Here is a 25,165-nt window from a genome sequence, read left to right on the forward strand (position 1 = left end):
ACGACAGGGCTACTGCGTATCGGCCGTCGGTACTCGAATCGGCCAGCCGAGACCACTAGCGTTTTCACTCGTCCGGTCGTTCCGGCTCCTATGGGAGACGTTACTGCTACGCTGCACACCAACAAAGGCGACATCGATGTGGAACTCTACGACGAGCGCGCACCGCGGACCGTCGACAACTTCGTCGGACTCGCGACCGGCGGGAAGAGCTGGACCGACCCCGAAACGGGCGAGGAAGTCGAAGGCGAGCCGCTGTACGACGACGTGGCCTTCCACCGCGTCATCGAGGACTTCATGATCCAGGGCGGCGACCCGACCGAGACCGGTCGCGGCGGCCCCGGCTACGAGTTCGACGACGAGTTCCACGACGACCTGCGCCACGACGACGAGGGCGTACTGAGCATGGCCAACTCCGGCCCCGACACCAACGGCTCGCAGTTCTTCATCACGCTCGACGCCCAGCCACACCTCGACGGCCGCCACTCGGTCTTCGGCAAAGTCACCGACGGGATGGATGTCGTCCACGAGATCGGCTCCGTCGACACCGACGCCAACGACCAGCCGAAAGAAGAAGTCGTCCTCGAGTCGGTCTCCGTCGACTACGAGTAATCGCTGCTCCGGCCCGCCACCGTCGGCAGTCGGTCGCGAGTGACTCCGATATCCTTACTTCGATGCCGGTCCCACGACCGGTATCATTCACTATCGACGACCGCTACTGGCCGGCATCGCCTCGAGTCTCGGACTCGTGCTCGCGGGCTGTACGAGCGACGGCGGAGATGAGACGACCCCCGACGCGGACGAATCCGTGACGAGCGCAGCGGTAGAGGGAGACCGTACGGCGACGCTGCACACGAGCGAGGGCGACATCGAGGTCGAATTCTACGGCGACCGCGCGCCCCGAACCGTCGAGAACTTCGTCAGGCTCGCAACGGGCGAGCGCGCGTGGATCGACCCCGAAACGGACGAAACAGTCGAGGGCGAACCGCTGTACGACGACGTGGCCTTCCACCGCGTCATCGAGGACTTCATGATCCAGACCGGCGATCCGACCGGGACCGGCCGCGGCGGCCCCGGCTACGAGTTCGACGACGAGTTTCACCCCGACCTCCGTCACGATGAGGCGGGCGTACTGAGTATGGCCAACGCCGGCCCCGACACCAACGGCTCGCAGTTCTTCATTACACTCGCTCCGCAACCGCACCTCGACGGCCGCCACTCGGTCTTCGGCACCGTCACCGACGGGATGGACGTCGTCCGCGAGATCGGCAGCGTCGACACCGACGGCAACGATCGGCCGACGGACCCCGTCGTCCTCGAGTCCGTCGCCGTCAACACCGAGTGACTCGACTGGTATCCATTTAGGGACGGCAACACTAGGTGTGGTATGAGTTGGACAGCCGACGACGTTCCCGACCAGCGCGGCCGCACGGTCGTCGTCACGGGCGCGAACAGCGGTCTCGGCCTCGAGACGACCCGTGAGCTCGCGCGCAACGGGGCGACGGTACTCATGGCCACTCGAAGCACCGAGCGCGGCGAGGACGCGGCTCGGGACGTTCGCGAGGACGTTCCCGATGCCGACCTCCGCGTCGAGGAGTGTGACCTCGCGAACCTCGAGTCGGTCCGGTCGTTCGCGGACCGACTCGCGGACGAGCCGATCGACGTCCTGATCAACAACGCGGGCGTCATGGCGATTCCGCGGTCGGAGACGGACGACGGGTTCGAGGCCCAGTTCGGCATCAACCACCTCGGACACGTCGCGCTCACTGGACTCCTCCTCGAGACCCTGGCGACCGACGAGGGCGACCCGGCGCGGGTCGTCACCGTCTCGAGCGGCATCCACGAGCGCGGCGAGATCGATTTCGACGACCTCCAGGGCGAGGAGGCCTACGACAAGTGGGACGCCTACGCCCAGTCGAAACTGGCGAACGTCCTGTTCGCGTACGAACTCGAGCGGCGGTTCCTCACCGCAGGAATGAACGCCGAGAGCATGGCCGTGCATCCGGGCTACGCGAACACGCAGTTGCAGTTCCGCGGTCCAGAGCAGAGCGGGAGTCGGATCCGAATGGCGGCGATGAAATTGATGAACACGGTGGTCGCGCAATCGGCCGAGATGGGCGCGCTCCCGACGCTGTACGCCGCGACCGCGCCAGGGGCCGAGGGGGGCGCGTACTACGGCCCCGGCGGCCTGCTGAACATGCGCGGCGCGCCCGAACGGCAGGCCTCTTCGGATCGGTCCTACGACGAGGAGACGGCCCGCCGACTGTGGGCGGTCTCGGAAGCACTGACCGGTGTCAGCTACGACCTGCCGGAACCGAAGGGCGAAGTCTCGGCGTAAGACCGCTCTCGGTCTCTCCGGCGTCGCCCCAACCGTAACGTGAAAGACGACGCGGCCGAAGGAATATACAATGAGCAACGACGGCATTCAGCGCGCCAGTGACATCGGCTCGGCCGATGCGCCGCCGGTCGACGAAAAACCCTACAAGATCGTCTTCGAGGCCAACAAGTGCTTCGGCGCGGGCAAGTGCGCCGAAGTCAGCGCCAACTGGGAGATGTCCATCGCCTCGGGCATGGCCCAGCCGAACGAGTACTTCTTCGACGAGGACGACCTCGAGCACAACATCCGCGCCGCGGAGATCTGCCCGGCGAAGAAAGACGACGGCTGCATCCACGTCGTCGACCGCCGGACCGACGAGGAGATCGCGCCCGATCCACACGGTGACGGCACGCTGAGCGTCGACTGGTAGGGACTCGTGGCCGGAAGCGGCGAGCGCACACCGAAACGCACATCCCCGCCCCGCGACAATCTTCGCGTGCACTTCTGTGCGAGGGTAGCCAAGCAGGCCAACGGCGGTGGGCTTAAGACCCGCTCCCGTAGGGGTCCTTGGGTTCAAATCCCAACCCTCGCACTCGCCACGAACGCTTCGTGAGTGACGAGTACGTAACGCGGGATTTGAACGAGAGAAGTCGCAGCGTGAACGGAGTGAGCGACCGTCTTCCCGTGGTTCAAATCCCCACCCCTCGCATGTCGCTGCGAGCAATCCGCGAGCAGTACAACGACAGCCCTCGAGCCGAAATCCGTGATCTCGATCGACGGGATCAGTCCGACGGCCCGTAGTGTTCCCGATGGACGACCGTCTCGGTGTCCCCCTGGACGGCAGTTACGACGATCTGATCGCCGTCGGCGTTGAGCCGAACGTTCGCCCAGGTCCCCGCCCACGAGGTCGACGGCTCGTCCTTGCTCTCACCGTAGAACTCGAACGTCGAGTCGGCGATCGTCGATTCAATGCGGATCAGATCGGCCTTGCGGCCGGGCGAATCGGTGAGGTGGACACGGGCGTAGTCCCCGGTTTCGATGTCGGAGCCCTCGGGAGAATCCACCGCGTCGACGCCCCACTCGATCCGCTCGACGACATCATCCTCGGTGTCGATAATCTCCGGCTCGAACGCGTCCTCGGGGTTTTCCGGGGTGTCGTCCTCGCTGCTGATCCAGAAGATCTTCCACTCGTCGTCCTCGGTCACGAGCGCGTAGACGCCGGCACTGTCGCCGGCGGCCGCATCGTCCAGTTCGGCGCGGACCAGCGTGATCTCCGCGTCGTCGATCTCGGCCTCGAGGTCGGCGTCCTCGAACCAGACCGCGGCTCCCTCGAGTTCGCGGATATCGTCGACGGAGCCGTCGGCGGTGACGGTCTCGGTCTCGAGGGCGTCGAGATCGGCATCGCCGTTCGATTCGAACTCCCACTCCGGATCGGTGAGCAGCCCCTGTAACGGGCTCGCGCTGTGGACGACCGCGGCCATCGCGTCTGGATCTTCGGCCTGAGCGGCCTCGAGGTAGGTTTCGATGACCTGCTCGTGGTCCGGTTCGCTTTCGGGTTCGGACTCGCCGCCGTCGGCGTCCGGTTCGTCGTCGCCGTCGGATTCGTCGTCGCTCGGACCGTCGCTCAGACAGCCCGCAAGGAGGGACGAGGTGCCGATGCCAGCGGTGACCAGGAAGGTTCGGCGTTCCATGCCTACTAGTTGGTTAATTCATACTATCATAAGGACCACGCTTCCAGCCGGGAGAAGCGAGACGAAGCGGCGAGGGCGGACCCCGATCGAATCGGACGCAGCGACGGACCGAGACGGTCGGAACCGCCGTGGATCCGTGGACTAGGTGGCACTCAGAACGGGTACTCGCGAGGCTCGTGCTGGATCGAGATCCACTTCGTCGTCGTCACTTCCTCGAGGATCTGCTCGCCGTTGTACCGGCCCATGCCCGATTGCTTCATTCCGCCGAAGGGGACGTGCGGTTCGTCGTTGACCGGTTGGTCGTTGATGTGGATCATCCCCGTCTCGATCCCGTCCGCGATCCGGCGAGCCCGTTCGATGGTCTCGCTATGGACCGACCCCGAGAGGCCGTGGATCGTGTCGTTGGCCAATTCGATCGCCTCGTCGTCGCTCGCGTAGGGGATCACGGGCGCGACGGGACCGAAGTGTTCGTTGCAGGCCGCGGCCATGTCGTTGTCGGCGTCGGAGAGGACTGTGGGTTCGACGACGAGTCCGTCGTGGTCGCCGCCGGTCTCGAGGGTCGCGCCCGCGTCGACCGACTCCTCGACGTACTCGAGGATCTGATCGCGCTGACTCTCGTCGATGATGGGACCGATGACGGTGTCGTCGTCGGTCGGATCGCCGGTCGGCAGCGACGCGGCCCGGTCGGCCAGCGCGTCGACGTACTCGTCGTAGACGTCCTCGTGGACCAAGTGGCGGTTGATGGAGATGCAGATCTGGCCCTGGTGCAGAAAGGAACCGAAGACGCCGCCGTCGACGGCCCGCTCGAGGTCGGCGTCGTCGGTGACGACGTGGACGTTGTTCCCGCCGAGTTCCATGGCGGGTAGGGCGCAGTTGCGCGCCGCCGTGGCGGCGACCCCCTGTCCGATCTCGGTCGAGCCGGTGAAGGCGATAGTCCGGGGGGTGTCGTGGCCGGCGACCGCGTCGCCGATCTCGGAGCCGCGGCCGGGGACGACGCTGAGGACGCCCTCGGGAACGCCAGCGGCCTCGAAAATCCGCGCGAGAAGCAACCCGCCCGTGATCGGCGTGTTCGAAGCGGGTTTGAGGACGACCGAATTCCCGGCAGCGATCGCCGGCGCGACCGCCCGCATCGAGAGATGCAGCGGGAAGTTCCACGGCGAGATGACGCCGACGACGCCGACCGGTACTCGCTCGGCGACGTTTTCCTTGCCCGGCGTGATCGAGTCAGCGTGCTGGCCGTCCATCCGGAACGGGTAGCTGGCGGCCTGTTGCATCATTCCCCTCGCAGTCTGTAATTCGGCCTCGGATTTGACCCGCGTGCTCCCCGACTCGCGGGCCAGGAGTGCCACGATCTCCTCGCGGTGGTCCCCGACGAACTGGATGGCTGCGCTGATCACACCTGCGCGGGCCTGTGGCGGTTGCTGGGCCCACGTCTCCTGTGCCGACGCGGCGGTCTCGTAGGCCCGGTCGACATCGGCGTCGGTCCCCGCCGGGACGGACGCGATCGACTCACGCGTGTACGGGTTCTCGACGGTGATCGCGTCGCGATCGCCGCCGTCGGTCCAGTCGCCCGCGAGATAGAGCGATTCCCAGCCGCCGTCGGGTGCCAGTGGAAGGTCCGTCATGCGAGCGACATAGCCCTCGAGCGGGCATAAGTAGCGGACGCGCAAGCGCAACGATCGGCCGCGTCAGGAGAGTCGTCGCGGCAGCAACACTGCAAGTGGGGCGTAAATCGCCAGGCCAATCACGGCCGTCGCGAGGACCCCAAGCAGGACGTTCTCGTTGACGAACCGCCATGCGAACAACAGGATCCCCGCCGGCGGGAGCGCGAGCCCGGCCGCCGTGCGATGGAACCGACGGAGCCGGTCGCCGACGGGTTCCGGAGCCGTCTCGATCTCGCTGGAGTCGTCGTCCGCCACGAGGGCGGGAAAAGAAAGGTACGTTCCGAGCCCCAGTACGAGCCCGACGAACGCGCCGAAGATCGGTTGGCCGAACAGTACGAGCCCGAGATAGCCAAACACCGGCAACTCGAGGATGCCAATGCCGGCACCGATCAGTCCGGGCGAGAACCCGCCGTCGTCGGCCGATCCCGACCGTTCGTCACGAGAGTCGTTCATGTCCGTGTCGACTCACTACAGCCATATTACCGTTTTCTGTCACTCGCCGTCCTCCTCGCTCTCGGCGAGGTCCTCCGTACGCAGTTGTTCGCTGGCCTCGCGGACCTCCCGCATGACCGTCGAGATGCGTTCCTCGGCCTCGAGTTCGTCCTCGACGGCGAGGTCGACGCCCTCGACCTCGAGCAGGAACTTGGCGACTTCGGTGGCCTCATACATCACGTCGTCGAGTTCCTCGGCGGTGAAGAAGTCACACATCGCGCCGTAGAGGAACGTCGCGCCGGCGGTGCGGACCTTGTCCTCGAACGACGAGCGGGCCTGGTTGACCGCCTGCGGCGAGTAGGTGTCGGTCATAAACGGGACCAGATCGGGCAGGTTCTCGCCGATCTTGGTCATCTCGACGCCGGTCTCGGTCCGGAAGTCCGAACAGAGGCGGGCGATGGCCCACTCGCGAGCGGTGATGTAGGTCCGATCCCGAAGGAACTCGTTGACGCGGTCGTACTGCGCGCCGTCTATCTTCTTGAAGCGGGCGTACTTCCGGACGTCGTCGGGAACGTCGCTCTCCTGCGGATCGGGGTCCGGAACGCCCGGCATCGACGCGTCGCCGTCGCTCGAGTCGTCGGTCGTGCCGGTCGGCTCGTCGGACCGCTCCGGAGCGTCGGTATCGGGCCGGTCGACCGTCTCGTTGCCGTCCATGGCGTGGCATTACGAAACGGCGGGCAAAAGGATTCCCCTCCCCTACGAGAGAGGGCAGGGGCGGCTACCGGGCGAGTCCGCACGAAAGCGGCCTGCAGCGTTACAGATCGATGCGGGTCTCTTCCGTCCAGGTCGTCTCGTCGAGGACGACCGCGTGGTCCTCCCCGAAGACGTAGAGACGATCACCGACGTACATCGCGCGGGTTCCGGGCCCACCCACGTCGACGCGGGCGACCTCCTCGAGATCGCCGCCCTCGTAGTCGAACACGTAACTGCCCTGGCTGGCCGGCATGAAGAAGACGCCGTGGGCCTCGTCCTGTAGGAAGGCGGTGTGCGTTCGACTGACATCGCTGCCGTACTCGCTGGAGAGGATTTCCGAGTCGAGTTCGACGGGATCGGTCGGATCGCTTACGTCGAATAGCGTTGCCTTGGGACGACGGTCCTCCTGACCGATGCCGAGCACGAGGTCGTCCTCGAGCGGGTGGAGGTACTCCGAGAAGCCCGGGAGTTTGAGTTTGCCGTCGACGGCGGGATCGGTCGGGTCGGAGAGATCGAGCGTGTAGAACGGATCGATCTCGCGGTAGGTGACGACGTAGCCCTCGTCGCCCTCGAAGCGGACCGAGTAGATGCGCTCGTCGACGCCGAGCCCGGTCACGGAGCCGACCGTCTCGAGGTCCGAGTCGAGGACGTAGACATCGTTCACCGAGTCGACGCCGTGGGTTCGGGGAATCGTCGTCGCGATCCGGAGGTGGTCGTCGTGTTCGTCCATCGAGAACTGATTAAGCGGCGTCCCGGGAACCTCACCGCTGGCGTCGACGGACAGGTCGCCGTCGATATCGACCCTGACGATCCCCGTGGTCGTCAGTTCGCGCTGGTGCGCCGCGGCGTAGTCGCGAAGTCCCGTCTCGAACGCGCGATCGGAACTCCGGCGCGCGTCCCCGTCCATTCGGTCGCGCCAGTCGTCGAGGATCTCCTGTAGTTCGACGGCCTTGGCGCGTTTGGACACGTCGATGTCGTCCAGCGCCGCGACGCGCTCGCGGGCCTCGGCGTCGAGCAGCGCGGAGCCGTTCTCGCTGCCGAGGTACGACCGCCGCAGGTCGTACTCGTCGGTCGAACGGGTATAGGAGAGGTAGATTCCGTTCTCCGAGACGTAGGTCGCCGACAGCGAACGCGAGCCGACGACGCTTGTCTCGCTTTCCAGGCGGCCCGTCTCGGGATCGACGCGGGCAGCCGTGTAGACCGCATCGGCGTCAGCATCCGTGGTCGGTCGAACGACATCGGTACACGCGATCGTCCGATCGCCGTACGGTTCGATCGGACACGGATCGTCCCCCGGCCGGTCGACGAGGACGAGGTAAAGGTCACCGTCATACAGGCGGGCCGTCTCGAGTCGCGCCTCGAGGTCCGTGCGCCACTGCTCGTCGGGGGCCTCGGGATCGCTCACGTCGTAGCCGGCGGCTTCCTCGTCGCCGAGGACGATGAGGGTCTCTCCCGCGAGCAGCAGGTCGCCGGAGAGGGGAATCGAGCCGATCGTTTCGGGGGCTTCGGGGTCGCTCACGTCGACGATCGACGTCTCACCCCATCGGGACGTGTAGCGATGGTCGGCGTAGTAGACCGATTCGCCGTCGGTTTTCAGTACGTCGGGTTCGTCGAGGGCCGCTTCCTGAACGTTCGTCTCAGAGTAGCGGGGCTCGCCGTTCGAGGCGGACGTCGTTTCGCCCGCGCCACCGTCGGACATTCCGCCGCCGTCGGCCATCCCGCCGGCGTCGGTACTCCTGCCGCTCTCGGCCACGTCGTCGGCGTCCGCTTCCGCGTCGACCGCCGCGTCGTCACCGGCCGCCCGAACCGTTGCGGACGGTCGAGTCAGAGCAGCGGTCTCCGATCGATCGGCAAAGTACTCGGCGAACGCATCCTCGGACGCGAAGGTTGTTAGTTCGGGTTCGCTCCGACCGGCGAGTGACCCGTCCGCTCGCTCGGTGTCGGTCCCGTCAGTCCGCCGCTCGTCGAACAGGCCCGTGAGGCCGGCACCGATGACCGACCCCACCACCAGCGCTGCGAGGGCGACCGCGATCAGAGTCGTTCTGCGATCCATATTCCTTCAATCCAACCCTCGTAATAAGGGTGCACCGCTAGGTAAAACGCCACTTTCACCCACCGAACCCGAGGAGCGCCATCACCACTCGTCCAGAGAGCGCCGCTCGGCGGCGTTCGCGTCGCGTAAACCCTTTTCCCGCCCTCGAGAGTTCGACCGGATTTAAGTTCGTGAGGGGCATTCGGTAGTATATGTCACAGACGCCAGTCGTAGTCAAGGCAGTCCGGACGCCACAGGGGAAAGAAGACGGCGTGTACGCCGACGTTCGTAGCGAGGATCTCTCGGTGCCACTGATCGACGAGATTCTGGCCGAAACCGGTCTCTCCGGGGAGGAGGTCGACGATCTGATGTGGGGCTGCGCCCAGCAGCGCGAGGAGCAGGACAACAACCTCGCCCGCGTCATCGCTCTCCTCTCGGAACTCGGGGAGTCGGTGCCGGCGACGACGATCAACCGCTGGTGTGCCTCCTCGATGCAGTCGGTCATCTCCGCCTCCGACGCCATCGCGGCCGGCAACCGAGACGCCATCATCGCCGGCGGCGTCGAGAGCATGAGCCGCGTCGCGATGGGCGAGAGCTACGGCCACATTCACCCGAAGATCTCCGAACTGTACGACCTCGGGGACCTCCAGATGGGGATGACCGCCGAGAAAGTCGCCGCGGAGTACGGCGTCAGCCGCGAGGAACAGGACGAGTACGCCGCCCGTAGCCAGCAGCGAGCCACCGAGGCGACCGAAGAAGGCCGCTTCGACGACGAGATCGTCCCGATCGAAACCGAGGACGGCACCGTCGAGGAAGACGAGGGCATCCGACCGGGCACCACCCCGGAGAAACTCGCCGAGCTTCCGACCGTCTTCAAGGAGGACGGCACCGTCACGCCCGGCAACGCGTCCCAGATCTCCGACGGAGCCGCTGCCCTGCTGATCACCAGCGAGGCCTTCGCCGAGGAACACGACCTCGAGATCATGGCCGAGATCGGGCAGAACAACGTCGCCGGCGTCGATCCCACCGTCATGGGAATCGGCCCGGTCCCGGCGACGAAGGGGCTGCTCGAGCGCAACGGCCGCGACATCGACGATTACGATCTCGTCGAACTCAACGAGGCCTTCGCGAGCCAGTCGATCTACTCGCGCGACGAACTCGGCATCGACCCCGAGATCTTCAACGTCAACGGCGGGGCGATCGCGCTCGGTCACCCGCTGGGCGCGTCGGGCGCTCGCCTGCCGGTGACCCTGATCAACGAACTCCAGAAGCGCGGCGGCGGCCTCGGACTGGCGACGCTCTGTGTCGGCTTCGGACAGGGTGCGGCGATCGAGTTCGAGGTTAACTGAAGCGCGGTTCGGAGACCAACGGCCGAAAACCGCGGATCGAGAGCGATCTCGAGGGGCCGTGTTACGGACGGCGCAGGACCGAGGATCGGCCGCGAGACGAATTCAGCGCGTGATCTGACCCGATCTGCCCGCTTCGATGGGTGCGAACGTTTCGACAGGATATTTACGTTCGAGTCGTTTCGGGAACATATGGGCGGCGTGAAACGTCTCTATGACCGCACCGATGCGTGGTTGCGGGGGCTCTCCCGCGGACGGTACGCGGCCGTTTTGGGGTTGGCGACGGGTATCGGGGTCCTCGCAGTCGGCTTCCTGTTGAGTCGGGACCTCCTCCTCGTTCAAGCGGTCACGATGGCGCTCGTCATGTTCGGCCTCGAGTGTGCGTTCGGGCGATGGGGGGAGTACGCGAGCTAACAGCATGTCCGTCGGCTCTCCGCCGCCCATCCTCGAGCCCCCATCAGGTGGCGGGTCGTTTAGTACCCTCGAGTCCGTAGGTTTCGTATGCGCATCGGGTTGCTCGCGATCATCGTCGGAATCCCGCTGGCCTGGCATCTCGGGCTCACCGCACTCGCCTACTGGGACGCCGGTCGGGTGGGCCTCGAGCCCCAGTGGAAGTGGGCGGCGATCACCTTCTGTATCCCGCTGATCGGGTTTTTCATCTACATCTTCGAGCGCAGCGAACTCTCCTACGATCCCGAGACCGACCCCTATCGGGGGCACAACGTCAACATCCACCCCTCGCGGGCCGACGACACGTCGCTGCCGTCGCGCGGTGACGACCGCCTCGAGCCGGCGCTCGAGGAAAGCGACGACGAGTAGCAGGCGGGGTCGTGGCTTCAAGCCGCTGGCCGGTGAATACACAGGGGATGTCCGACCACGGCACAGTCACCGTCGTCCCCAGCGTCCACTTCTCGCCGACACATTGCCGACGGGTCCGAGAACGAATCCGCGCGGTCGAGCCGGACCTCGTCGCTGTCGAACTCGACGAGTCGCGCTTCGAGCGCCTCGAGGCCGCGACCGGGCCGGACCTCGCCGAGCTGAGCCGCGAGTTGTCGCCGCCGGCCGCGGCCACCTACAGTGCAGTCCGTGCGTTCCAGCGGACGGTCGTCCGGCTCGCCGGGCTCGACCCCGAGTACACCGACATGGAGGCGGCCATCGAGACGGCCGCCGAGCGAGACCTCGACGTCGCGCTGATCGACGATCCGGTCGCGGAGACCCTGCGGGAACTCGCCCGTCGCGTCGGCCCGTTGACGATCCCTCGAAGCATGCTCCGTGCGCAGTCGATGGGACCGGACGCGTACGCCGACCTGCTGGCGCTGCTCGAGCAGCCCGTCGCGGAGATTTCACACGGTGACGACGTCCGGCCGGCGATCGACCACCTCCGGCGGCTGTTCCCCGAGGTGGCGGCGGGACTGATCGACCGCCGGGATCGGTCGATGGCACGGCGGCTCCACGCGCTCCGGCGTGAGGGCCACGACGTCGTCGCGGTCGTCGGCGCGGGCCACCACAACGGAGTCGAGCGGCGACTCGCGACGCTCGAGGGCGAGCGCAACGCCGCCGAGCGGACCGAGTCGGTCCCGATCAGAACGCCCGCACGGACGGTAACGCGAATTCCGATCGAGTGAGCGGGCTCGAACCGCTCGCGCCGACCGGGGAGACCGAGTTGCGATCAGTCGTCGGCCGGTGCCCCACTGTCCCCGCCGACTTTCGTGTCGGGGACGGTGCCGTCGTCGTTCCAGCCGCGCTCGGCGTAGTACTCCTCGAGCCCCTGCTCGAAGTCGGGCAGTTCGTAGGGCAGCCGGTCGTCGCCGCGGTCGAAGCCGCGCTGGTTGTTGAAGTGTCGTTCCAGCGCGACGACCTCGCCGCCGAGGGCGAGCAGATCGTCGTAGTCGGCATCGAGCAGCGTCTCGATGCGCTCTTCGGTCAGGAAGTCCCGGGAGAACTTACAGAAGATCGCGCTGTCCTTGACGGCGTTCAGGTTCTCGAGTTCGACGAGCTTTGGCGGCTTGTCCTCGAGTCCCTCCTTCTGGAACGCGTCTTCCTCGCCGACCAGCGGGTACTCGTAGGGGTAGAACTCGGCGTACATGTGGTCGGCACCGCGGTTCGAGGTCGCGAAGGCGAGTCCCTGGCCGTTCAACGTACGGCCGTCGTGGGCGGCGAACTCCATGCCCTTGACCGACCAGTTCTCGACGCCGAGCTCGTCGTGAACCCGGTCGATACCCTCGGCGAGCGTGTCGCCGACGCCCTCGCGGTAGGCGATCCGCTCGACGAGATCGTGAATGAGGTCGACGTTGCCGAACTCGTCCTCGCTGGCGAGGTAGGCCGCGACGGTGTCGCCCGCCGAGATGGTGTCGAGCCCGTACTCGTCGCACAGCTTGTTCGATTTCATCACGTCGACGATATCGTCGACGCCGGAGTTCGAACCGAACGCCATCAACGTCTCGTATTCGGGACCCTCGGTCTCGAGGTCGGACGCCTCGTCCCGCGTCGGCAGCTTGCAGGCGAACGCACACGACGAGCAGGTGCCTTTCTTGTACTTCTTCTCCTCGACGCGGTCGCCGCTGATCCCGTCGATGCCGTCGAACGACAGGTCCTCGAAGTAGTAACTCGGCAGGGCCTCGACCATGTTGGCGTACTCCGCGACCGACGTGGTCCCCTGGGCCTTCATGGGGTGGTCGGCCTGGGCGGCCTCGCCGTGGATCTCCATCTGGACCGGCGGAATATCGACCTCGGCGGTCGAGTCGCCGTCGAAGGTGATCGCCTTGACGTTCTTCGAGCCGAGGACGGCACCGAGTCCGCCCCGACCGAAGGCACGCTCCTCGGAGGTCATCATCGAGGCGAATCGAACCCGGTTCTCACCGGCCGGGCCGATGACCACAGTGTGTTCCGCGCCGAGGTCGCGTTCGCCCTCGATGTACGCACAGGTTTCCGGGACGGTCGCCTCGGCGAGGTCCGGGACTGCCTCGAACTCGACGCCCTCGTCGGTAACGTGAACGATAACGAGGTCGTCGCTCGCGCCGGTGATCTCGACAGCGCTGTAGCCGGTTCCGGTGAAATTCCGCGAAAGGAACCCGCCGGCGTTCGAGGAGAGCAGGCCATCGGTCAGCGGCGAGACGCCGGTCGCCGACATCCGGCCGGTGAAACTCATCGTCGAGTGCTGCATCGGCCCCGTTGCGAAGTACAGCCGGTTGTCGGCTCCCAGCGGATCGGCGTCGAACGGGACCCGTTCGTGGGCGAGTTTCGTTCCGAGCGCCCGTCCGCCGACGTACGACTCGAGGACGTCGTCGATGTCCTCGGTCTCGACGGTTCGGTCCCCGACATCGATCGAGCACAGCGGTCCCCGTACGTGTCTCATGGTCACACAGTGGTAGGCACGGCCGCAAAACGGTACCGGTTTTTCAGGCAGGTTCGCCCGGTGGAACGGTGCGTTGCCAGTCGGCGAACGGCGGAGTGTCGACGGGACCGCGTCGAGACTCGGCTTTATGTAGCCGCGGTCGCTGGGTTCGTGCATGTCCCGGTCGAAGCGGCCCCGCGAGGAGACGACCCTTGACGACGTTTACGACCAACTCGAGGCGCTCGAGGAGACGGTCGATACGTCGGACGAACGGTCGGAGGTACACCGGACGATGCATCTCGTCAGTCGGCTGTCACACAACGCGGCGGTCGGGAAGGTGATTACCGGATTCACCCGCAAGGACAAGGCGGAGGCGTTCGTTGGCAGCGTCGTGATCGGCCTTCCGATGGTGGTCGAAGACGGCGTATTCAGTATCGGTTCGTTCCTGGCGACGCATCCCGGCTTGCTGCTGCTGCACTTCGTATTCACGGTCGGGCTGGTCGTCGGCATCCTCTACGTCGCCGATTTCCGGGAGGTCCAGATTCACAATCCCTACTTCGGCGTCGTTCCGCGTCGCCCCGTCTGGGTGTTGCTGATCGCGTTCGCGACTGCCGCGGGGGTGATGACGCTGTGGGGCCGAATCACGTGGGCCGAGCCGTGGGTCAACTGCTGTCAGGTTTCGGTCGTCTTCACCGCGATGGCGCTGGGCGGTTCGCTGGGCGACATTCTGCCCGGGGAGAGCGAGCAGCGGGCCCTCGACGACCGGGGCTCCCCCGACGGCGGTCGGCGGGTCGTCTCGCGGGCGGAACGGTCCGCGCGAACGGAACGTTTATCCGAGTGACGGCAAAGCCGGCCCCATGGTCAGTACGGCGATTCTGTTCGCACTCGGCGCATTGCTGCTCTACGGCGGCTGGGCGGTCACCGGCGGCGTCGCGACGCGCTCGCTCTCGCCCGTGAACGCGGTCTTTCTCTCCTACGTCGCCAGTCTCGTGATCGTCGGCGGTTACGTGCTCTCCCTGCGCCGCCCCATCGTCGGTACCCGCGTCGACATCACCTTCGCGCTCGTCTCCGGGGCGTTCCTCGCAGCCGCGTCGATCTGTTTTTACGCCGGTCTCGCACGCGGGAACATGGCGATCGTATCGGCGATCGCCGCCCTGTACTTCGTCGTCCCGGCGGTCGTCGGCGTCTTCTATTTCGATGCCCAACTCTCCGCAACGAACGTCGCCGGACTCGCGCTCGCGGTGGTCGCCGTCGGCCTCGTCGCGACCTGACTGCGGCGTTCGGCGGCCGCCCGTGACGTCACGGGGTGTTCGTCCTCGGTTCCCTCTTCGAATTCCTCGGCCTCGCGACGGTCGTCATCGGGTGGTTCATCCTCGCACCGGCGTACTACTTCCACACGCGGACCGAGGCTCGCGAGACGGAGTCGGCCGACGGGCGCGATTCGACGGGCCGAGCGTCGGAACCGGAGTCGGCGGCTGCCGATGACCACCCTCCGGCGACGGTACGCCGCGGGCGAACCCTCCGAAGCGGAGTTCGAGCAGAAAGTGAAACGGTTGCTCGAGACCGACGCCGGCGAGACCGAGGGCTCGAGCGATGGACGCATCGACGACGAACTGGACCGCGAACTCGAGTACGAGTGAGCGCTGCGAGCCCCCGACGACCGCCTAGACCGGCCTGCCACACTGCTCGATGGCCTCGCGAACCGCCTCGGAGCGGCCGATGAGCGTGATGTGATCGCCGCGCTCGAGTTCGACATCGGGGGTTGGTACTTCGCTCGTCCCGTTGCGACTCACGAGCGCGATGAGGACGCCGTTCGGGAGTTCGCTGCCGAGATCGACGATCTGCTTCCCGACGAGGGCTTCCTCGGTGATCTCGATCTCCTGAACGTCGCCGGAGCGACCGAGTTCGGACATCCAGTTCGAGAGCGCGGGTCGTTCGATCTGGTTGTCGATCGCCCACGCGGTCGACTCGGCCGCCGAGATGGTCTGGACGCCGAGGTCCTCGAACGCCGACGCGTTCGAGGGCTGGTTCGCCCGGGCGATCACGTTCTCGACGTCGAAGTTCGACTTCGCGAGCTGTGCCACGAGCAAGTTCGCGTCGTCGTCACCGGTGGCCGCGACGACGGTCTTGGCGTTCTCCGCGCCCGACTCACGCAACACCTCGACGTCGGTGCCGTCGCCCTGACGGGCGGTAAAGCCGTCGTTGCGCAACTCCTTGAGGACCGTCAGGTCCTCCTCGATCAGTACTACGTTTTCACCGCGCGCTTCGAGCCGTTCTGCCAGCGAGCGACCGACGCGGCCGCCGCCGATGATGAGTACACGCATGGGTATCACGTCGAGTTTCTCCGCGATCTGCCGGGCCAGGCCGCCCTCGAGGACGACCGAGACGAGGATGACGAGGAACACCGTTCCGACGAGCAGATCCGCGCCGGCCGGATTCGTCGGCGGGGCGCCACCCTCCGCGACCCCGGTCTGCAGTCGGATCGCGAACAGGGTCGCGACCGACGCGGGGATGATGCCCCGCGGGCCGACAAAGCTCATGAACAGCGTCTCTCGGAACGTAAACCGGTCTCCCCGGGTCGTCAGAAAGACCAAAAGCGGTCGCAAGACGAACATCACGGTCACGACGACGGCCACGCCACCGAGTCCGAGCATGAACAGTTGATCGAACTCGAGCAGTGCCGCGAGCGTGATGAAGACGAAAGACAGGACGATCAACGTAATATCGCCTTTGAACGCCTCGATATCCTCCTCGTAGGGGAGCCCGGCGTTCCCGAGGATCAATCCGGCCGTGGCCGCGGCCGCCACGCCCGCCTCCGAAAAGACGTAATCAGCCGTCCCGAAGGCGACGATCGCCCCCGCGAGCGTGAGCAACCGAGCGTTTTGCGGCGCGTTATCCGGCGAGAGATCGACGTACTGGAGCACCGACCAGACGACCGCAGCGACGACGACCCCGACGAGGAGCCCCGTCCCGAGCCGTTCCGCGAACAACTGGAGATAGAGTTCGGTGGTCAGCGTCTCCTCGCCGACGGCCATCGCCTTGAACAGCACGACCGCGAGGATCGCCGCCGTCACGTCGTTGACGATACCCTCCGTCTCGAGGGTCGCAGCGACCCGGTCGCGGACGGGGACGACCTTCAGGATCGGTGTGATGACCGTCGGCCCCGTCGCGATCAGGAGCGCGCCGATCAACAGCGCGATGTCCCAGTGGGCTCCGAGGAAGAAGTGGACCGCGGCGGCGGTCCCGAAAAACGCGATCGCCGCGCCGATCGTGGTCAGCCGTAACACGGCCGACGGTGCCTCTTTGATCTTGTCGATCTTGAGGTGGAACGCGCCCTCGAAGACAATGATGGCGACGGAGAGGCCCACGATCGTCGAGAGGCCGCTCTCGCCGAAGGAGTCGATTGTCAACACGCCGAGCCCTTCCGGTCCGATCGCGACCCCGGAAACGATGAGAAAGAGGACGCTCGGCACGCGGAACCGGGCCGAGAGGAGCTGTGAGAAGACGCCCAGGCCAACGATCGAGGCGACCAACAGAAGCAAATCGGCACCGCCTTCTGCCCCGGTCATAGTCGTCGCTGCGGTCCCATGATCGGTCGACATACCGACGCTGCTGATCCGTCCATTCGTCCCGACGGACTCAGTCCAACCGGTTAACTCCTGTGAGAAACTGCCGCCGCGATAGTCGAGGGGCGCACTTCCCGTCTCGAGCCCCTCAGGCGCGTAAGCGGGCAACAGCGACCGTTATCGATCGCCGCTCAATCGTTCTCGAAGATTCGATCGACACGGTCCTCGAACCGCTCGAGGATGACCCGCCGCTTCTTCTTCATCGTCGGCGTGAGCATGTCGTTTTCCTCGGTGAACTCCAGCGGGACGAGTTCGAACTGCTTGATCGTCTCGTGTTTCTCGAAGTTCTCGTTGACCCGGTCGACCTCCTGCTGGATGTGGTCGCGGACGCGGTCGTCGTCACACATCGCCTGGGGGTCGTCGGGGAGATCGATCCCCGCTGATTCGGCCCACTCGCGGACGTGGTCCGTGTTGGGGACGAGCAGGGCTCCGATGAACTTCTCGCCATCGCCGACGACCATCGCCTGCTCGACGATTTCGCTCGCGGCGAAGGCGTCCTCGATCGGTCCGGGCGCGACGTTTTTCCCCGTCGAGAGGACGATGATCTGCTTGACGCGGTCCCGAAACTCGAGGTAGCCGTCGGGCCTGATGTGGATGATATCGCCGGTGCGGAACCACTGCCCCGACGAGGCCGCCGATGCTCCGCTCGCGTCCGCGGCTCCCGACTCGCTCGAACGGGCCGCGGTCTCCTCGGGGGCGGCGTCGATAAACGCACCCTCTGTCGCGCCGGGTTTGTTCCAGTAGCCCTGGGTGACGTTTGGCCCCCTGACGAGGAGTTCGCCGACCTTGCCGGGATCGTCGGCGAACGCCTCCTGATCGGCGACGGTCTCGTCGACCGTCACCTCGACGTTGAACAGCGGCGGCCCGATCGTTCCGATCTTCGCGGCCTCCGGGGGATTCGTCGCGACGATCGGCGCGGTCTCGGTCAGCCCGTACCCCTCGAAGATGGGGAGCCCCATCGCGTGATAGAGCCGGCAGAGTTCCGGCGAGAGGCTCCCGCCGCCGCTGATCAGTATTTCGATGTTGCCGCCCAGGGCCTCCCGAACCGTCGAGAAGACGAGCGTATCCGCGAGCGCCTGTTTGGCCGAGAGGATCGGCCCCGGCGACTCGGCTTGCTGGTACGCGACGCCGACATCCGTCGCCCACTCGAAGATCCGTTGTTTGGCCGGGGACTGGCTCGCTTCCTCGCGGATGCCGTCGTATATCTTCTCGTAGACCCGGGGAACGCTCGTGGCCGTCGTCGGCTCGACGAGGCCGAAGTCCTCCTGGAGCGTGTCCGGACTCTCCGCGTAAGCGACACAGGCACCGCTTGCGAACAGCACGAAGTGCCCGGCGGTCCGCTCGAAGACGTGGGCCAGGGGAAGGTACGACAGCGCTACCGACTCCTCGTTTAGCACCGGCACGTCGTCGCCCTTGTCCGGCCGCGGGCCGAAGCGTTTCCGGGACGCGTTGACGTTCGACCGGAAGTTCCCGTGGGTCAACTGGACGCCCTTTGGCTGCCCGGTCGTCCCGCTCGTGTAGATCAGGCTCGCCAGATCGTCCAGTTCCGTCTCCTCGATCCGGGCCTCGTAGGCCTCGAGGTCGAAGGTTGCATCGCCGCGGGCATAGACCTCGCCCAGCGTGAGGATGTCGTCGCGGTCGTCGTATCCCTCGATGGCGTCCATCGAAACGATGAACTCGAGATCGAGGGCGTCCTCGACCGAGAGGACGGTCTCGAGCAGGGCCTCGTTCTCGACGACGACGCCGTCGGCATCGGGGTCATCGAGCAGGTACTCGACCTGCTCCGGTGAGGAACTCGTGTAGACGGTCGTGACGACCGCGCCGGCTCCGAGGAGGGCGAAGTCGGTCTGGGCCCACTCCATCCTGGTGTTGGCGAAGAGGCCGATCCGGTCGCCCGTTTCGACCCCCAGATCGCGGAAGCCGGCCGAAAGCCGCCGAACGATATCGCGCATCTCGGCGTAGGAGAGCGTCCGGAACTCACCGGACGTTGCGGCGGGAATCACCGAGTCGGTCAGCGATCGCTCGTAGACACCTCCCTTGTACTGCTGTGCCGGTCGATTCGAATTGCGTGCGGCCGACTCCTCGAACAGTCGTGCGAGGGTCGTCTCGCCGATCACCTCGTCTTCGTACTCGCGTTCGGCATCCCGCCAGTTCATATCCCTATGGGAGTTTCTCCCGTGCGATAAAACGTGATGAAACGGACATAATCAGTGAGTGTGTTTATCACTCGGCCGAGGACGGTCGAGACGCCCGCTGCGGGCCGAACACTCCATCTGACGGAGTACCTAACGGTAATCGTCGGCCGCGATTGCGTCGGCCGGCTCGCGGCTCGTCCCCGCAGCATGTGTCTCGGTCACCCATCTCGATGATCGAGATACCCAAGCACACCCCGCGTGTTCAGTTTCGCCTCCTCGCTGGCTTTCTCGTCGCCCCAGACGTCGGTCAGGTCGGACGCGTTCGCGAAGTACTCGATCACCGCGTCGTCGTCCCCGAGTTCGCGGCGTTTCGCCGCGACCGCGTCGACCCATTCCTCGAGAACCGTCGCGTACTCCTCGAGAGCGACATCGGTGTCGTCGCCGACGTAGCGGGGGCCGAAGTGGGGATAACAGAACACGTCCGGGTCGAGTTCGGCCAGCATCTCGATGTCGGCGAGACACTGCTCGAGGTCGAAGTTCGACGGCGGCGAGGTTTCCCTGATCGCCTCGATCTCGGGCACCCAGATGCCGGCGGCGTCGGCGGTGAAAACCGCGTCGTTCGCGGGGTCCTCGAAGACGACCTGGTGGGGCGCGTGACCGGGTGCCCCGTGGACACGCAGTTCGTGGGTGCCGAGGTCGATCACGTCGCCGTCGTCGATGTCGACGATTCGCGATTCCGGGATCGGCTCCGGTTCCACGTAATGCGTCCACTGTTCGCCGACGGCGTTTTTCGTCCCCGCGACCAATCGCGAGGGATCGGCCATGTGGTCGGCACCTAACGCGGGGACGTAGACATCGGCGTTCGGATAATCCGCGGCGAGAAACCCGGCCCCGCCAGCGTGATCCAGATGCACGTGCGTCAGGGCGATGACCTCGAGATCGGCCGTCCCGATACCGACCTCGGCGAGTCCCTCGCGGAGCAGGTCGTAGTTCGTCCCGATACCGGTGTCGACGACGGCGGGCCGCTCGTCGTCGAGGATGTAGACGGCACCGTACCCGTTCGTATCGTACATTCCCGTGTCGAGGTAGTAGAGGTCCGAGCAGTCGCCGGTAGCCACGTTACGGATGTCTCCGACTTCCATAGCGAAAGCGCGTCAGCGAACGGGATAAAAGCTCGCGTCGCGGCGACCCACCCGGGTAGTAGGCCGTTACAGACTTCACACCCCGGACTCTTGAACACCATAGATGCGTCGAATCGACGCCGAACCACGACTGAGTCTCGAGGCGACATGAGCCACGATACGCCCGCCCGGTCCCGTACCGAGACCCCCCGCTCGTGGCTCACCCAGAAGTACGTGCCACGGCTCATCGGCTGGTTCGGCGGACTCTCGGTACTCTCCCTCGTCGGCTGGACGGTCGCGTTTGCCGGCATGATCGACGTTCCGGGCCTCCTGCTCAGTGCCGCGTTCACCGGCGGGCCGGCCCTCGGGCTGATCTGGGGCGGCTATCGACTCGACCGAAGCGACATCGAGACGGGCCGGTACGCTCGGATTCTCCAGTGGTGTGTCGGCGGGTCGGTCGGCTTCCTGGCGATCAACCTCCTGACGATGGTCTTCTTTCCCTGGTACAGTCAGGCAGGCAACATCTCCTGGGCGCACTTCTCTGTCAATGCGGGTGCGGTCGGCGGCTTCGCCGTCGGGTACGTCGAAGCGCGAGCGATCCAGCGCGAGGTCGAGGCGACGATCGCCACCGTCCGTGCCGACCAACTCGCGGACGAGCGCGAACTGCTCCTGTATCTGAACGACCTCCTCCGACACGAGGTGTTGAACTCCGCACAGATAATCAGCGGCCACGCGTCGCTGCTGCAGGCGGAGTGTGACGACGAGCGGGTTCGTACGCGCCTCGAGATGATCGAAGGCGAGAGCGACGACCTCGTCGATGTCATCGACGATATCCGGGCGATGCTGGAGGCGAACCGAGACCCGGAGACGCATTCGACCGTCGACCTCACCACGTTACTGAGGACACAGGTGGCCGAATGTCGTGCGCGCTTCGACGAGGCCGTCATCGATATCGAGTGCCCCGCGTCGGCTCACGTTCAGGGCAATGAGGGGCTCAAATGGGTCTTCTCGAACCTCCTCGAGAACGCGATCGAACACGCCGACGCCGCGACGCCACATGTCCGCGTGACCGTCGATGAGCAACCCGAGACCGTCATCGTCACAGTCGCCGACGACGGCCCCGGGATTCCCGAAAAAGAGCGGGAGAGGCTGTTCGAACGCAAGTCGACCAACCACGGACTCGGCTTGTACCTCTCGCGCATCCTCGCGAACAGGTACGGCGGCACTGTCGACCTCGCCGACACCGGCCCCGACGGGAGCGTCTTCGTCGTGGCGTTACCCCGCGCTTCGGCCGCCGACGATGCCGAGACGTCCGACTACCGTCGCCGCTGACCGTCATATTCACCCGAGCACACGACGGCTGTGCAATCCGCACGAGTCGGTTCAGTTGGGACTGTCACGGCCCTCGAACTCGTCGGCCGATTCCTTCCACTCGCCGATGCCCGAGGGATCGAGGTGGACGTGGGCGTCGCCGACGTCTTCGAGACCCCGCAGTCGTGCGACCAGTTCCGACTCGATATCGTGGGCCTCCCGAAACGGCATGTCGCCGTCGACCTCGACGTGGACTTCGACCTCGAGGACCGTGCCGTCGTAGAAGACGGTCAGGTCGTGGACGCCCGCGACGGCCGGGTGCCGCCGGAGGGCGGCCGTGATCTCCCGTCGCTTCTCGGGACCGGGCGCGGCACCGATGAGGTAATCGACGTTTTCCCTGCCGATCTCGATGCCCTGATAGACGACCAGCAGACTGACGAGGCCGCCGGCGACGGGATCGAGTATCGGATAGCCGACGAGGACGCCGAGAACGCCCACGATGGCGGCGACCGAGGTGTAGATGTCGTTCAAACAGTCCTTCGCGAGCGCCGCGAGCGCGGTCGACTGCAGGTGCTCGTTGATCGCCACAGTGTAGCGATAGACCAGATACATGTCGACGATCGAGAAGCCGAGCGCCACGAGGAGCAACGCACTGAACTCGATGTCGGTTCCGTACAGCAGTCCCTGACCGGACCGGTAGAGCAGGTTCAATCCTAACAGTGCGATGACGGCCCCGACGAACAGCGCCGTCAGGGGCTCGATCCGGTCGTGACCGTGGGGATGCGTGTCGTCGGGTTCGTCGAACGCGCTCCGTCCCCAGACGAGGACGACGACGCTGGCGACGAGATCGGCCAGCGAGTGAGCCGCGTCGGCCAGCAGGGCAACGCTGCCGAACGCGAACCCCGCACCGCCCTCGGCGACGATCTTGGCGATGTTCCCGAGGACGTTCGCCCACGACGCCCACGCGAACCCGCGTCGCCCGCCGTCCGCCGCGTCCGCTTCGGACATGGCTCGGTTTAGAGGCAGTCTAACCTTGGCTCTTTTCCTTCCCCGCTCGAGGCGCGCGCCGTCGATCGGGCACCGATCACAACCCTCATTGGGGGACCACGAGAGGGACGAAACGACCGGGCGATGGGGCCCGCCCGACCCAACCGCCGGAGCGACATCGACCGCGTCCGGAGCGAGCACGGACTCGCCGAGCGTCGTCCGGCTGACGGTCCCTGCGTGAGTCCCAGTCATGGCAGACACACATCCACTCGTTCGCCTCGAGACGGTCGCACTGATCGCTGTCGGCGGGTTCGCCGGCTCGAACCTCCGGTTTTTCGCGATGGGGCTGCTGCCCGACGTGCCGTCGATCGTTCTGGTCAACGCCGTCGGAAGCGCGGTCCTCGCCTTCCTGGTCTACGAAGCCGACTACGCGAACCGCCTGACCGCACGGACTCGACTCGTCTTCACGACGGGGGTGCTCTCCTCGCTGACGACCTACAGCACGTTCGCGCTCCAGACCGCGCTCGCGGCGCGCCCGCTCGCGCTGGGCGGCATCGTCGCCGCGAACTACGGGCTCGGCCTCGCCGGCGTCCTCGTCGGCCGGTTGCTCGCGCGTCGGTTCGGCGTGCCGCGGCCGACCGGTGGTGAGACCGCATGAGCGTGCTCCTTCTCGAGGGGATCGACATGCTCGGTCGAACGGCCGCCACCATCGATCTCGAGCCGGCCCACGTCGTCGGCACCGGCGGGGCGATCGGAGCCAGCCTTCGATACGTGACCACGCAACGGGTGACCGAACGGCTCTCGAGCGAGCGGGTCCCGCTGGCGACGTTCGTGGTCAACGTCGTCGGCAGTTTCGTCCTCGGTCTCGTGGTCTTCGCCGGCGTGGGCGGGTCGACGCTCCGACTCGTCGGGACCGGTATCTGTGGCTCGTTCACGACGTTTTCCTCGTTTTCGGTCGAAACGGTCCGGCTGTACGAGCGCGGCGATCGGACCCTCGCGGTCGCCAACGCCGCGGTGACTCTCGTCTGCTCGCTCGCGGCGATCGGACTGGCGTGGCTACTCGTCGCCGTCACCGCCCTCTGAGCGTCGCACTCCCCGCCGAACGCGGGCCACGGTAGGTTAGCGACCCGTCACGAACGGGGCCAACCACCACGACCTCGCGCGGTCGGGTCGCCTTCGACCCGCGGTAGGTTTATGTCCGGCTTCCGTGAGACGACAGTATGGAGGCTCGCCAAGACGCGTGGCGGATCTACCGCGAGTCACTGCCGATCCTCGTGGTCAGCCTCGCCGGCGGGATCTTCGCCGGATCGGTCCTCGGATCGGAAGGAATGACCGAGGGGTTCGAGCGGTTCCCCGGGCTCTTACTGTTGCTTCCCGCCTTCCTCGCGACGCGAGGGAACGTCTACGGCGCGATGGGGGCGCGCATCTCGAGTGGACTTCACCAGGGGATGATCGACCCCGAGTTCTCGTGGGACCGGCGGCTGGTCAACGCCGTCGCCGCCTCGTTTATCAACGGCATCGGGATCTCGGTCGTCATCGCGGTCCTCTCGTGGGGCATTTTGCATCTCCTCGGTCGTGAATCGGCCAGGCTCGTCGAACTCGTCGGCATCATGCTCGTCTCCGGCGTCCTCACGTCCGTGACCCTGATCTTCGGACTGCTGGGGCTGGTGTTCGCGAGCTACAAATATGGGCTCGATCCGGACAACCTGATCGGCCCGATCGTCACCACGCTCGGCGACATCTTCGGCGTCGTCTTCCTCTTCGTCGCGATCACCGTCGTGGGGGGGATCTTCTAATGGCGGCCGCGGGCCCGGAGGAGCCGCTCGATACCTGGGCGATCCGCAGCATCGTTACTACGATGTTTCCCATCCTGCTCGTCCTCTCGCTGCTCGAGATGGGATCGGGCTACGTGCTCGAGGCACTCGAGAAAACCTATCTCTCCAATCCGACGCTGCTGGTGCTCGTCCCCGTCATGATCGGGATGGGCGGCAACCTCGGTGCGATCCTCTCCTCGCGGCTCTCGACACGGCTCCACCTTGGCCTGCTCGAGTTCGATCCGCGCGACGAGGTCCTGTGGACGAACGTACTGGCGATCATGGGACTGGCGGCGACGATCTTCTCGGCGCTGGGCGTCGCGGCCTGGATCGTCGGACGGGTCATCGCCGAACCGATGGCGCTGGCCGATCTCATGCTCATCTCGACCGTCAGCGGTCTGCTTCTGGCCGTGATCGCGATCGTACTCAGCATCGGCGCGACCTATATCTCCTACACGCAGGGTCTGGACCCGGACGATACGACGATCCCGGTAGTCACGAACGTCTGTGACATCCTCGGCGTGATCGTCCTCTCGGGGGTCGCGATCGTCGTCCTGAACTAACGGATCGGTCCGAAACGGGGGAGTCGGACGCCCTCCCGTCAT

The 25,165-nt window shown here is 66.0% G+C and carries 26 protein-coding genes and 1 tRNA gene; 17 read left to right on the forward strand and 10 right to left on the reverse strand.

Features of this window, described 5'->3' with window-relative positions:
• Positions 1-90: 90 nt before the first annotated feature.
• From FGF80_RS15985 to FGF80_RS16005, 5 genes are all read left to right on the forward strand, one after another.
• Complete coding sequence (locus FGF80_RS15985) at positions 91-609, forward strand: peptidylprolyl isomerase (RefSeq protein WP_138655113.1); 519 nt, start codon at positions 91-93, stop codon at positions 607-609.
• A 136-nt stretch (positions 610-745) separates the two neighbouring features.
• Entirely contained in the window at positions 746-1,342 is a 597-nt protein-coding gene (locus FGF80_RS15990; RefSeq protein ID WP_138655115.1) for a peptidylprolyl isomerase, read from the forward strand.
• A 42-nt stretch (positions 1,343-1,384) separates the two neighbouring features.
• On the forward strand, positions 1,385-2,335 hold the full coding sequence (locus FGF80_RS15995) for an oxidoreductase (RefSeq protein WP_138655117.1): 951 nt from the start codon (positions 1,385-1,387) through the stop codon (positions 2,333-2,335).
• A 70-nt stretch (positions 2,336-2,405) separates the two neighbouring features.
• Positions 2,406-2,744 carry a hypothetical protein gene (locus FGF80_RS16000; protein WP_006183970.1) on the forward strand — a complete coding sequence of 113 codons (339 nt, stop codon included), beginning with the start codon at positions 2,406-2,408 and terminating at the stop codon, positions 2,742-2,744.
• A 78-nt stretch (positions 2,745-2,822) separates the two neighbouring features.
• Positions 2,823-2,906: transfer RNA gene (locus tag FGF80_RS16005), tRNA-Leu, on the forward strand.
• Between the two features lie 190 nt (positions 2,907-3,096).
• On the opposite strand, the gene FGF80_RS16010 is transcribed toward FGF80_RS16005, so the two are convergent.
• The 5 genes from FGF80_RS16010 to FGF80_RS16030 all read right to left on the reverse strand — a co-directional run bounded on the left by FGF80_RS16010 (position 3,097) and on the right by FGF80_RS16030 (position 8,907).
• Positions 3,097-4,005 carry a hypothetical protein gene (locus FGF80_RS16010; protein ID WP_138655119.1) on the reverse strand — a complete coding sequence of 303 codons (909 nt, stop codon included), beginning with the start codon at positions 4,003-4,005 and terminating at the stop codon, positions 3,097-3,099.
• Between the two features lie 152 nt (positions 4,006-4,157).
• Positions 4,158-5,630 carry an aldehyde dehydrogenase family protein gene (locus FGF80_RS16015; RefSeq protein WP_138655121.1) on the reverse strand — a complete coding sequence of 491 codons (1,473 nt, stop codon included), beginning with the start codon at positions 5,628-5,630 and terminating at the stop codon, positions 4,158-4,160.
• 63 nt (positions 5,631-5,693) lie between these two features.
• Positions 5,694-6,122: a hypothetical protein gene (locus FGF80_RS16020; RefSeq protein WP_138655123.1), complete on the reverse strand. Its 429-nt coding sequence runs from the start codon at positions 6,120-6,122 to the stop codon at positions 5,694-5,696.
• Between the two features lie 39 nt (positions 6,123-6,161).
• Positions 6,162-6,815: a DUF5806 family protein gene (locus tag FGF80_RS16025; protein WP_138655125.1), complete on the reverse strand. Its 654-nt coding sequence runs from the start codon at positions 6,813-6,815 to the stop codon at positions 6,162-6,164.
• A gap of 100 nt (positions 6,816-6,915) precedes the next feature.
• A complete protein-coding gene (locus FGF80_RS16030) occupies positions 6,916-8,907 on the reverse strand; it encodes a beta-propeller domain-containing protein (protein WP_138655127.1) in 1,992 nt (663 codons plus the stop codon).
• 191 nt (positions 8,908-9,098) lie between these two features.
• Here FGF80_RS16030 and FGF80_RS16035 point away from each other — a divergent pair, with 191 nt between their 5' ends.
• The 4 genes from FGF80_RS16035 (at position 9,099) to FGF80_RS16050 (ending at position 11,857) form a co-directional block, all read left to right on the forward strand.
• Entirely contained in the window at positions 9,099-10,235 is a 1,137-nt protein-coding gene (locus tag FGF80_RS16035; RefSeq protein ID WP_006183974.1) for a thiolase family protein, read from the forward strand.
• A 189-nt stretch (positions 10,236-10,424) separates the two neighbouring features.
• A complete protein-coding gene (locus FGF80_RS16040) occupies positions 10,425-10,646 on the forward strand; it encodes a hypothetical protein (RefSeq protein ID WP_006183975.1) in 222 nt (73 codons plus the stop codon).
• 87 nt (positions 10,647-10,733) lie between these two features.
• Positions 10,734-11,051 carry a hypothetical protein gene (locus FGF80_RS16045; protein ID WP_138655129.1) on the forward strand — a complete coding sequence of 106 codons (318 nt, stop codon included), beginning with the start codon at positions 10,734-10,736 and terminating at the stop codon, positions 11,049-11,051.
• 47 nt (positions 11,052-11,098) lie between these two features.
• A complete protein-coding gene (locus FGF80_RS16050) occupies positions 11,099-11,857 on the forward strand; it encodes a TraB domain-containing protein (protein ID WP_138655131.1) in 759 nt (252 codons plus the stop codon).
• A gap of 44 nt (positions 11,858-11,901) precedes the next feature.
• On the opposite strand, the gene FGF80_RS16055 is transcribed toward FGF80_RS16050, so the two are convergent.
• On the reverse strand, positions 11,902-13,587 hold the full coding sequence (locus tag FGF80_RS16055; RefSeq protein WP_138655133.1) for an aldehyde ferredoxin oxidoreductase C-terminal domain-containing protein: 1,686 nt from the start codon (positions 13,585-13,587) through the stop codon (positions 11,902-11,904).
• 154 nt (positions 13,588-13,741) lie between these two features.
• Between FGF80_RS16055 and FGF80_RS16060 the strand changes: the two genes are divergently transcribed.
• The 3 genes from FGF80_RS16060 to FGF80_RS19425 all read left to right on the forward strand — a co-directional run bounded on the left by FGF80_RS16060 (position 13,742) and on the right by FGF80_RS19425 (position 15,206).
• Entirely contained in the window at positions 13,742-14,407 is a 666-nt protein-coding gene (locus FGF80_RS16060) for a DUF2391 family protein (RefSeq protein ID WP_138655135.1), read from the forward strand.
• 16 nt (positions 14,408-14,423) lie between these two features.
• The gene (locus tag FGF80_RS16065; protein WP_006183980.1) at positions 14,424-14,837 is read left to right on the forward strand and encodes an EamA family transporter; all 414 of its coding nucleotides are present in this window, start codon (positions 14,424-14,426) and stop codon (positions 14,835-14,837) included.
• Positions 14,838-15,047: 210 nt separating this feature from the next.
• Entirely contained in the window at positions 15,048-15,206 is a 159-nt protein-coding gene (locus FGF80_RS19425; protein ID WP_202978778.1) for an SHOCT domain-containing protein, read from the forward strand.
• A 24-nt stretch (positions 15,207-15,230) separates the two neighbouring features.
• On the opposite strand, the gene FGF80_RS16075 is transcribed toward FGF80_RS19425, so the two are convergent.
• From FGF80_RS16075 to FGF80_RS16085, 3 genes are all read right to left on the reverse strand, one after another.
• Positions 15,231-17,135: a cation:proton antiporter domain-containing protein gene (locus tag FGF80_RS16075; protein WP_049907803.1), complete on the reverse strand. Its 1,905-nt coding sequence runs from the start codon at positions 17,133-17,135 to the stop codon at positions 15,231-15,233.
• 188 nt (positions 17,136-17,323) lie between these two features.
• Complete coding sequence (locus tag FGF80_RS16080) at positions 17,324-19,348, reverse strand: AMP-dependent synthetase/ligase (RefSeq protein WP_138655137.1); 2,025 nt, start codon at positions 19,346-19,348, stop codon at positions 17,324-17,326.
• A gap of 197 nt (positions 19,349-19,545) precedes the next feature.
• The gene (locus tag FGF80_RS16085; protein ID WP_138655139.1) at positions 19,546-20,469 is read right to left on the reverse strand and encodes an MBL fold metallo-hydrolase; all 924 of its coding nucleotides are present in this window, start codon (positions 20,467-20,469) and stop codon (positions 19,546-19,548) included.
• A 147-nt stretch (positions 20,470-20,616) separates the two neighbouring features.
• Between FGF80_RS16085 and FGF80_RS16090 the strand changes: the two genes are divergently transcribed.
• Positions 20,617-21,780: an ATP-binding protein gene (locus tag FGF80_RS16090; RefSeq protein ID WP_138655141.1), complete on the forward strand. Its 1,164-nt coding sequence runs from the start codon at positions 20,617-20,619 to the stop codon at positions 21,778-21,780.
• Positions 21,781-21,831: 51 nt separating this feature from the next.
• Here FGF80_RS16090 and FGF80_RS16095 read toward each other — a convergent pair whose 3' ends face one another.
• A complete protein-coding gene (locus FGF80_RS16095) occupies positions 21,832-22,767 on the reverse strand; it encodes a cation diffusion facilitator family transporter (RefSeq protein ID WP_006183986.1) in 936 nt (311 codons plus the stop codon).
• A 229-nt stretch (positions 22,768-22,996) separates the two neighbouring features.
• On the opposite strand from FGF80_RS16095, the gene FGF80_RS16100 reads away from it, so the two are divergent.
• The 4 genes from FGF80_RS16100 to FGF80_RS16115 all read left to right on the forward strand — a co-directional run bounded on the left by FGF80_RS16100 (position 22,997) and on the right by FGF80_RS16115 (position 25,123).
• Positions 22,997-23,404: a fluoride efflux transporter FluC gene (locus FGF80_RS16100; RefSeq protein ID WP_006183987.1), complete on the forward strand. Its 408-nt coding sequence runs from the start codon at positions 22,997-22,999 to the stop codon at positions 23,402-23,404.
• Positions 23,401-23,829: a fluoride efflux transporter CrcB gene (gene crcB / locus FGF80_RS16105; protein WP_006183988.1), complete on the forward strand. Its 429-nt coding sequence runs from the start codon at positions 23,401-23,403 to the stop codon at positions 23,827-23,829. Before FGF80_RS16100 ends, crcB begins: the two co-directional genes overlap by 4 nt.
• Before the next feature lie 137 nt (positions 23,830-23,966).
• Positions 23,967-24,542, forward strand: a complete 576-nt coding sequence (locus tag FGF80_RS16110) for a magnesium transporter (RefSeq protein ID WP_006183989.1) — start codon at positions 23,967-23,969, stop codon at positions 24,540-24,542.
• Positions 24,542-25,123 (forward strand): magnesium transporter, encoded by a 582-nt coding sequence (locus FGF80_RS16115; RefSeq protein ID WP_006183990.1) that lies wholly within the window; start codon positions 24,542-24,544, stop codon positions 25,121-25,123. Before FGF80_RS16110 ends, FGF80_RS16115 begins: the two co-directional genes overlap by 1 nt.
• The last annotated feature ends 42 nt before the right edge of the window (positions 25,124-25,165 follow it).

The organism is Natrinema pallidum, from assembly GCF_005890195.1.
Classification (GTDB): domain Archaea; phylum Halobacteriota; class Halobacteria; order Halobacteriales; family Natrialbaceae; genus Natrinema; species Natrinema pallidum.

What these genes read in the sequence shown, in the direction of transcription:
- FGF80_RS16040 (WP_006183975.1), top strand. Translation starts at nt 10,425, where the DNA reads ATGGGCGGCGTGAAACGTCTCTATGACCGCACCGATGCGTGGTTGCGG.
- FGF80_RS16050 (WP_138655131.1), top strand. Translation starts at nt 11,099, where the DNA reads ATGTCCGACCACGGCACAGTCACCGTCGTCCCCAGCGTCCACTTCTCG.
- FGF80_RS16020 (WP_138655123.1), bottom strand. Translation starts at nt 6,122, where the DNA reads ATGAACGACTCTCGTGACGAACGGTCGGGATCGGCCGACGACGGCGGG.
- FGF80_RS16110 (WP_006183989.1), top strand. Translation starts at nt 23,967, where the DNA reads ATGGAGGCTCGCCAAGACGCGTGGCGGATCTACCGCGAGTCACTGCCG.
- FGF80_RS16035 (WP_006183974.1), top strand. Translation starts at nt 9,099, where the DNA reads ATGTCACAGACGCCAGTCGTAGTCAAGGCAGTCCGGACGCCACAGGGG.
- FGF80_RS16100 (WP_006183987.1), top strand. Translation starts at nt 22,997, where the DNA reads ATGGCAGACACACATCCACTCGTTCGCCTCGAGACGGTCGCACTGATC.
- FGF80_RS16030 (WP_138655127.1), bottom strand. Translation starts at nt 8,907, where the DNA reads ATGGATCGCAGAACGACTCTGATCGCGGTCGCCCTCGCAGCGCTGGTG.
- FGF80_RS16055 (WP_138655133.1), bottom strand. Translation starts at nt 13,587, where the DNA reads ATGAGACACGTACGGGGACCGCTGTGCTCGATCGATGTCGGGGACCGA.
- FGF80_RS16060 (WP_138655135.1), top strand. Translation starts at nt 13,742, where the DNA reads ATGTCCCGGTCGAAGCGGCCCCGCGAGGAGACGACCCTTGACGACGTT.
- FGF80_RS16010 (WP_138655119.1), bottom strand. Translation starts at nt 4,005, where the DNA reads ATGGAACGCCGAACCTTCCTGGTCACCGCTGGCATCGGCACCTCGTCC.
- FGF80_RS16025 (WP_138655125.1), bottom strand. Translation starts at nt 6,815, where the DNA reads ATGGACGGCAACGAGACGGTCGACCGGCCCGATACCGACGCTCCGGAG.
- crcB (WP_006183988.1), top strand. Translation starts at nt 23,401, where the DNA reads ATGAGCGTGCTCCTTCTCGAGGGGATCGACATGCTCGGTCGAACGGCC.
- FGF80_RS16080 (WP_138655137.1), bottom strand. Translation starts at nt 19,348, where the DNA reads ATGAACTGGCGGGATGCCGAACGCGAGTACGAAGACGAGGTGATCGGC.
- FGF80_RS16090 (WP_138655141.1), top strand. Translation starts at nt 20,617, where the DNA reads ATGAGCCACGATACGCCCGCCCGGTCCCGTACCGAGACCCCCCGCTCG.
- FGF80_RS16095 (WP_006183986.1), bottom strand. Translation starts at nt 22,767, where the DNA reads ATGTCCGAAGCGGACGCGGCGGACGGCGGGCGACGCGGGTTCGCGTGG.
- FGF80_RS16115 (WP_006183990.1), top strand. Translation starts at nt 24,542, where the DNA reads ATGGCGGCCGCGGGCCCGGAGGAGCCGCTCGATACCTGGGCGATCCGC.
- FGF80_RS16000 (WP_006183970.1), top strand. Translation starts at nt 2,406, where the DNA reads ATGAGCAACGACGGCATTCAGCGCGCCAGTGACATCGGCTCGGCCGAT.
- FGF80_RS16015 (WP_138655121.1), bottom strand. Translation starts at nt 5,630, where the DNA reads ATGACGGACCTTCCACTGGCACCCGACGGCGGCTGGGAATCGCTCTAT.
- FGF80_RS15995 (WP_138655117.1), top strand. Translation starts at nt 1,385, where the DNA reads ATGAGTTGGACAGCCGACGACGTTCCCGACCAGCGCGGCCGCACGGTC.
- FGF80_RS16045 (WP_138655129.1), top strand. Translation starts at nt 10,734, where the DNA reads ATGCGCATCGGGTTGCTCGCGATCATCGTCGGAATCCCGCTGGCCTGG.
- FGF80_RS15985 (WP_138655113.1), top strand. Translation starts at nt 91, where the DNA reads ATGGGAGACGTTACTGCTACGCTGCACACCAACAAAGGCGACATCGAT.
- FGF80_RS16065 (WP_006183980.1), top strand. Translation starts at nt 14,424, where the DNA reads ATGGTCAGTACGGCGATTCTGTTCGCACTCGGCGCATTGCTGCTCTAC.
- FGF80_RS16075 (WP_049907803.1), bottom strand. Translation starts at nt 17,135, where the DNA reads ATGACCGGGGCAGAAGGCGGTGCCGATTTGCTTCTGTTGGTCGCCTCG.
- FGF80_RS16085 (WP_138655139.1), bottom strand. Translation starts at nt 20,469, where the DNA reads ATGGAAGTCGGAGACATCCGTAACGTGGCTACCGGCGACTGCTCGGAC.
- FGF80_RS19425 (WP_202978778.1), top strand. Translation starts at nt 15,048, where the DNA reads ATGACCACCCTCCGGCGACGGTACGCCGCGGGCGAACCCTCCGAAGCG.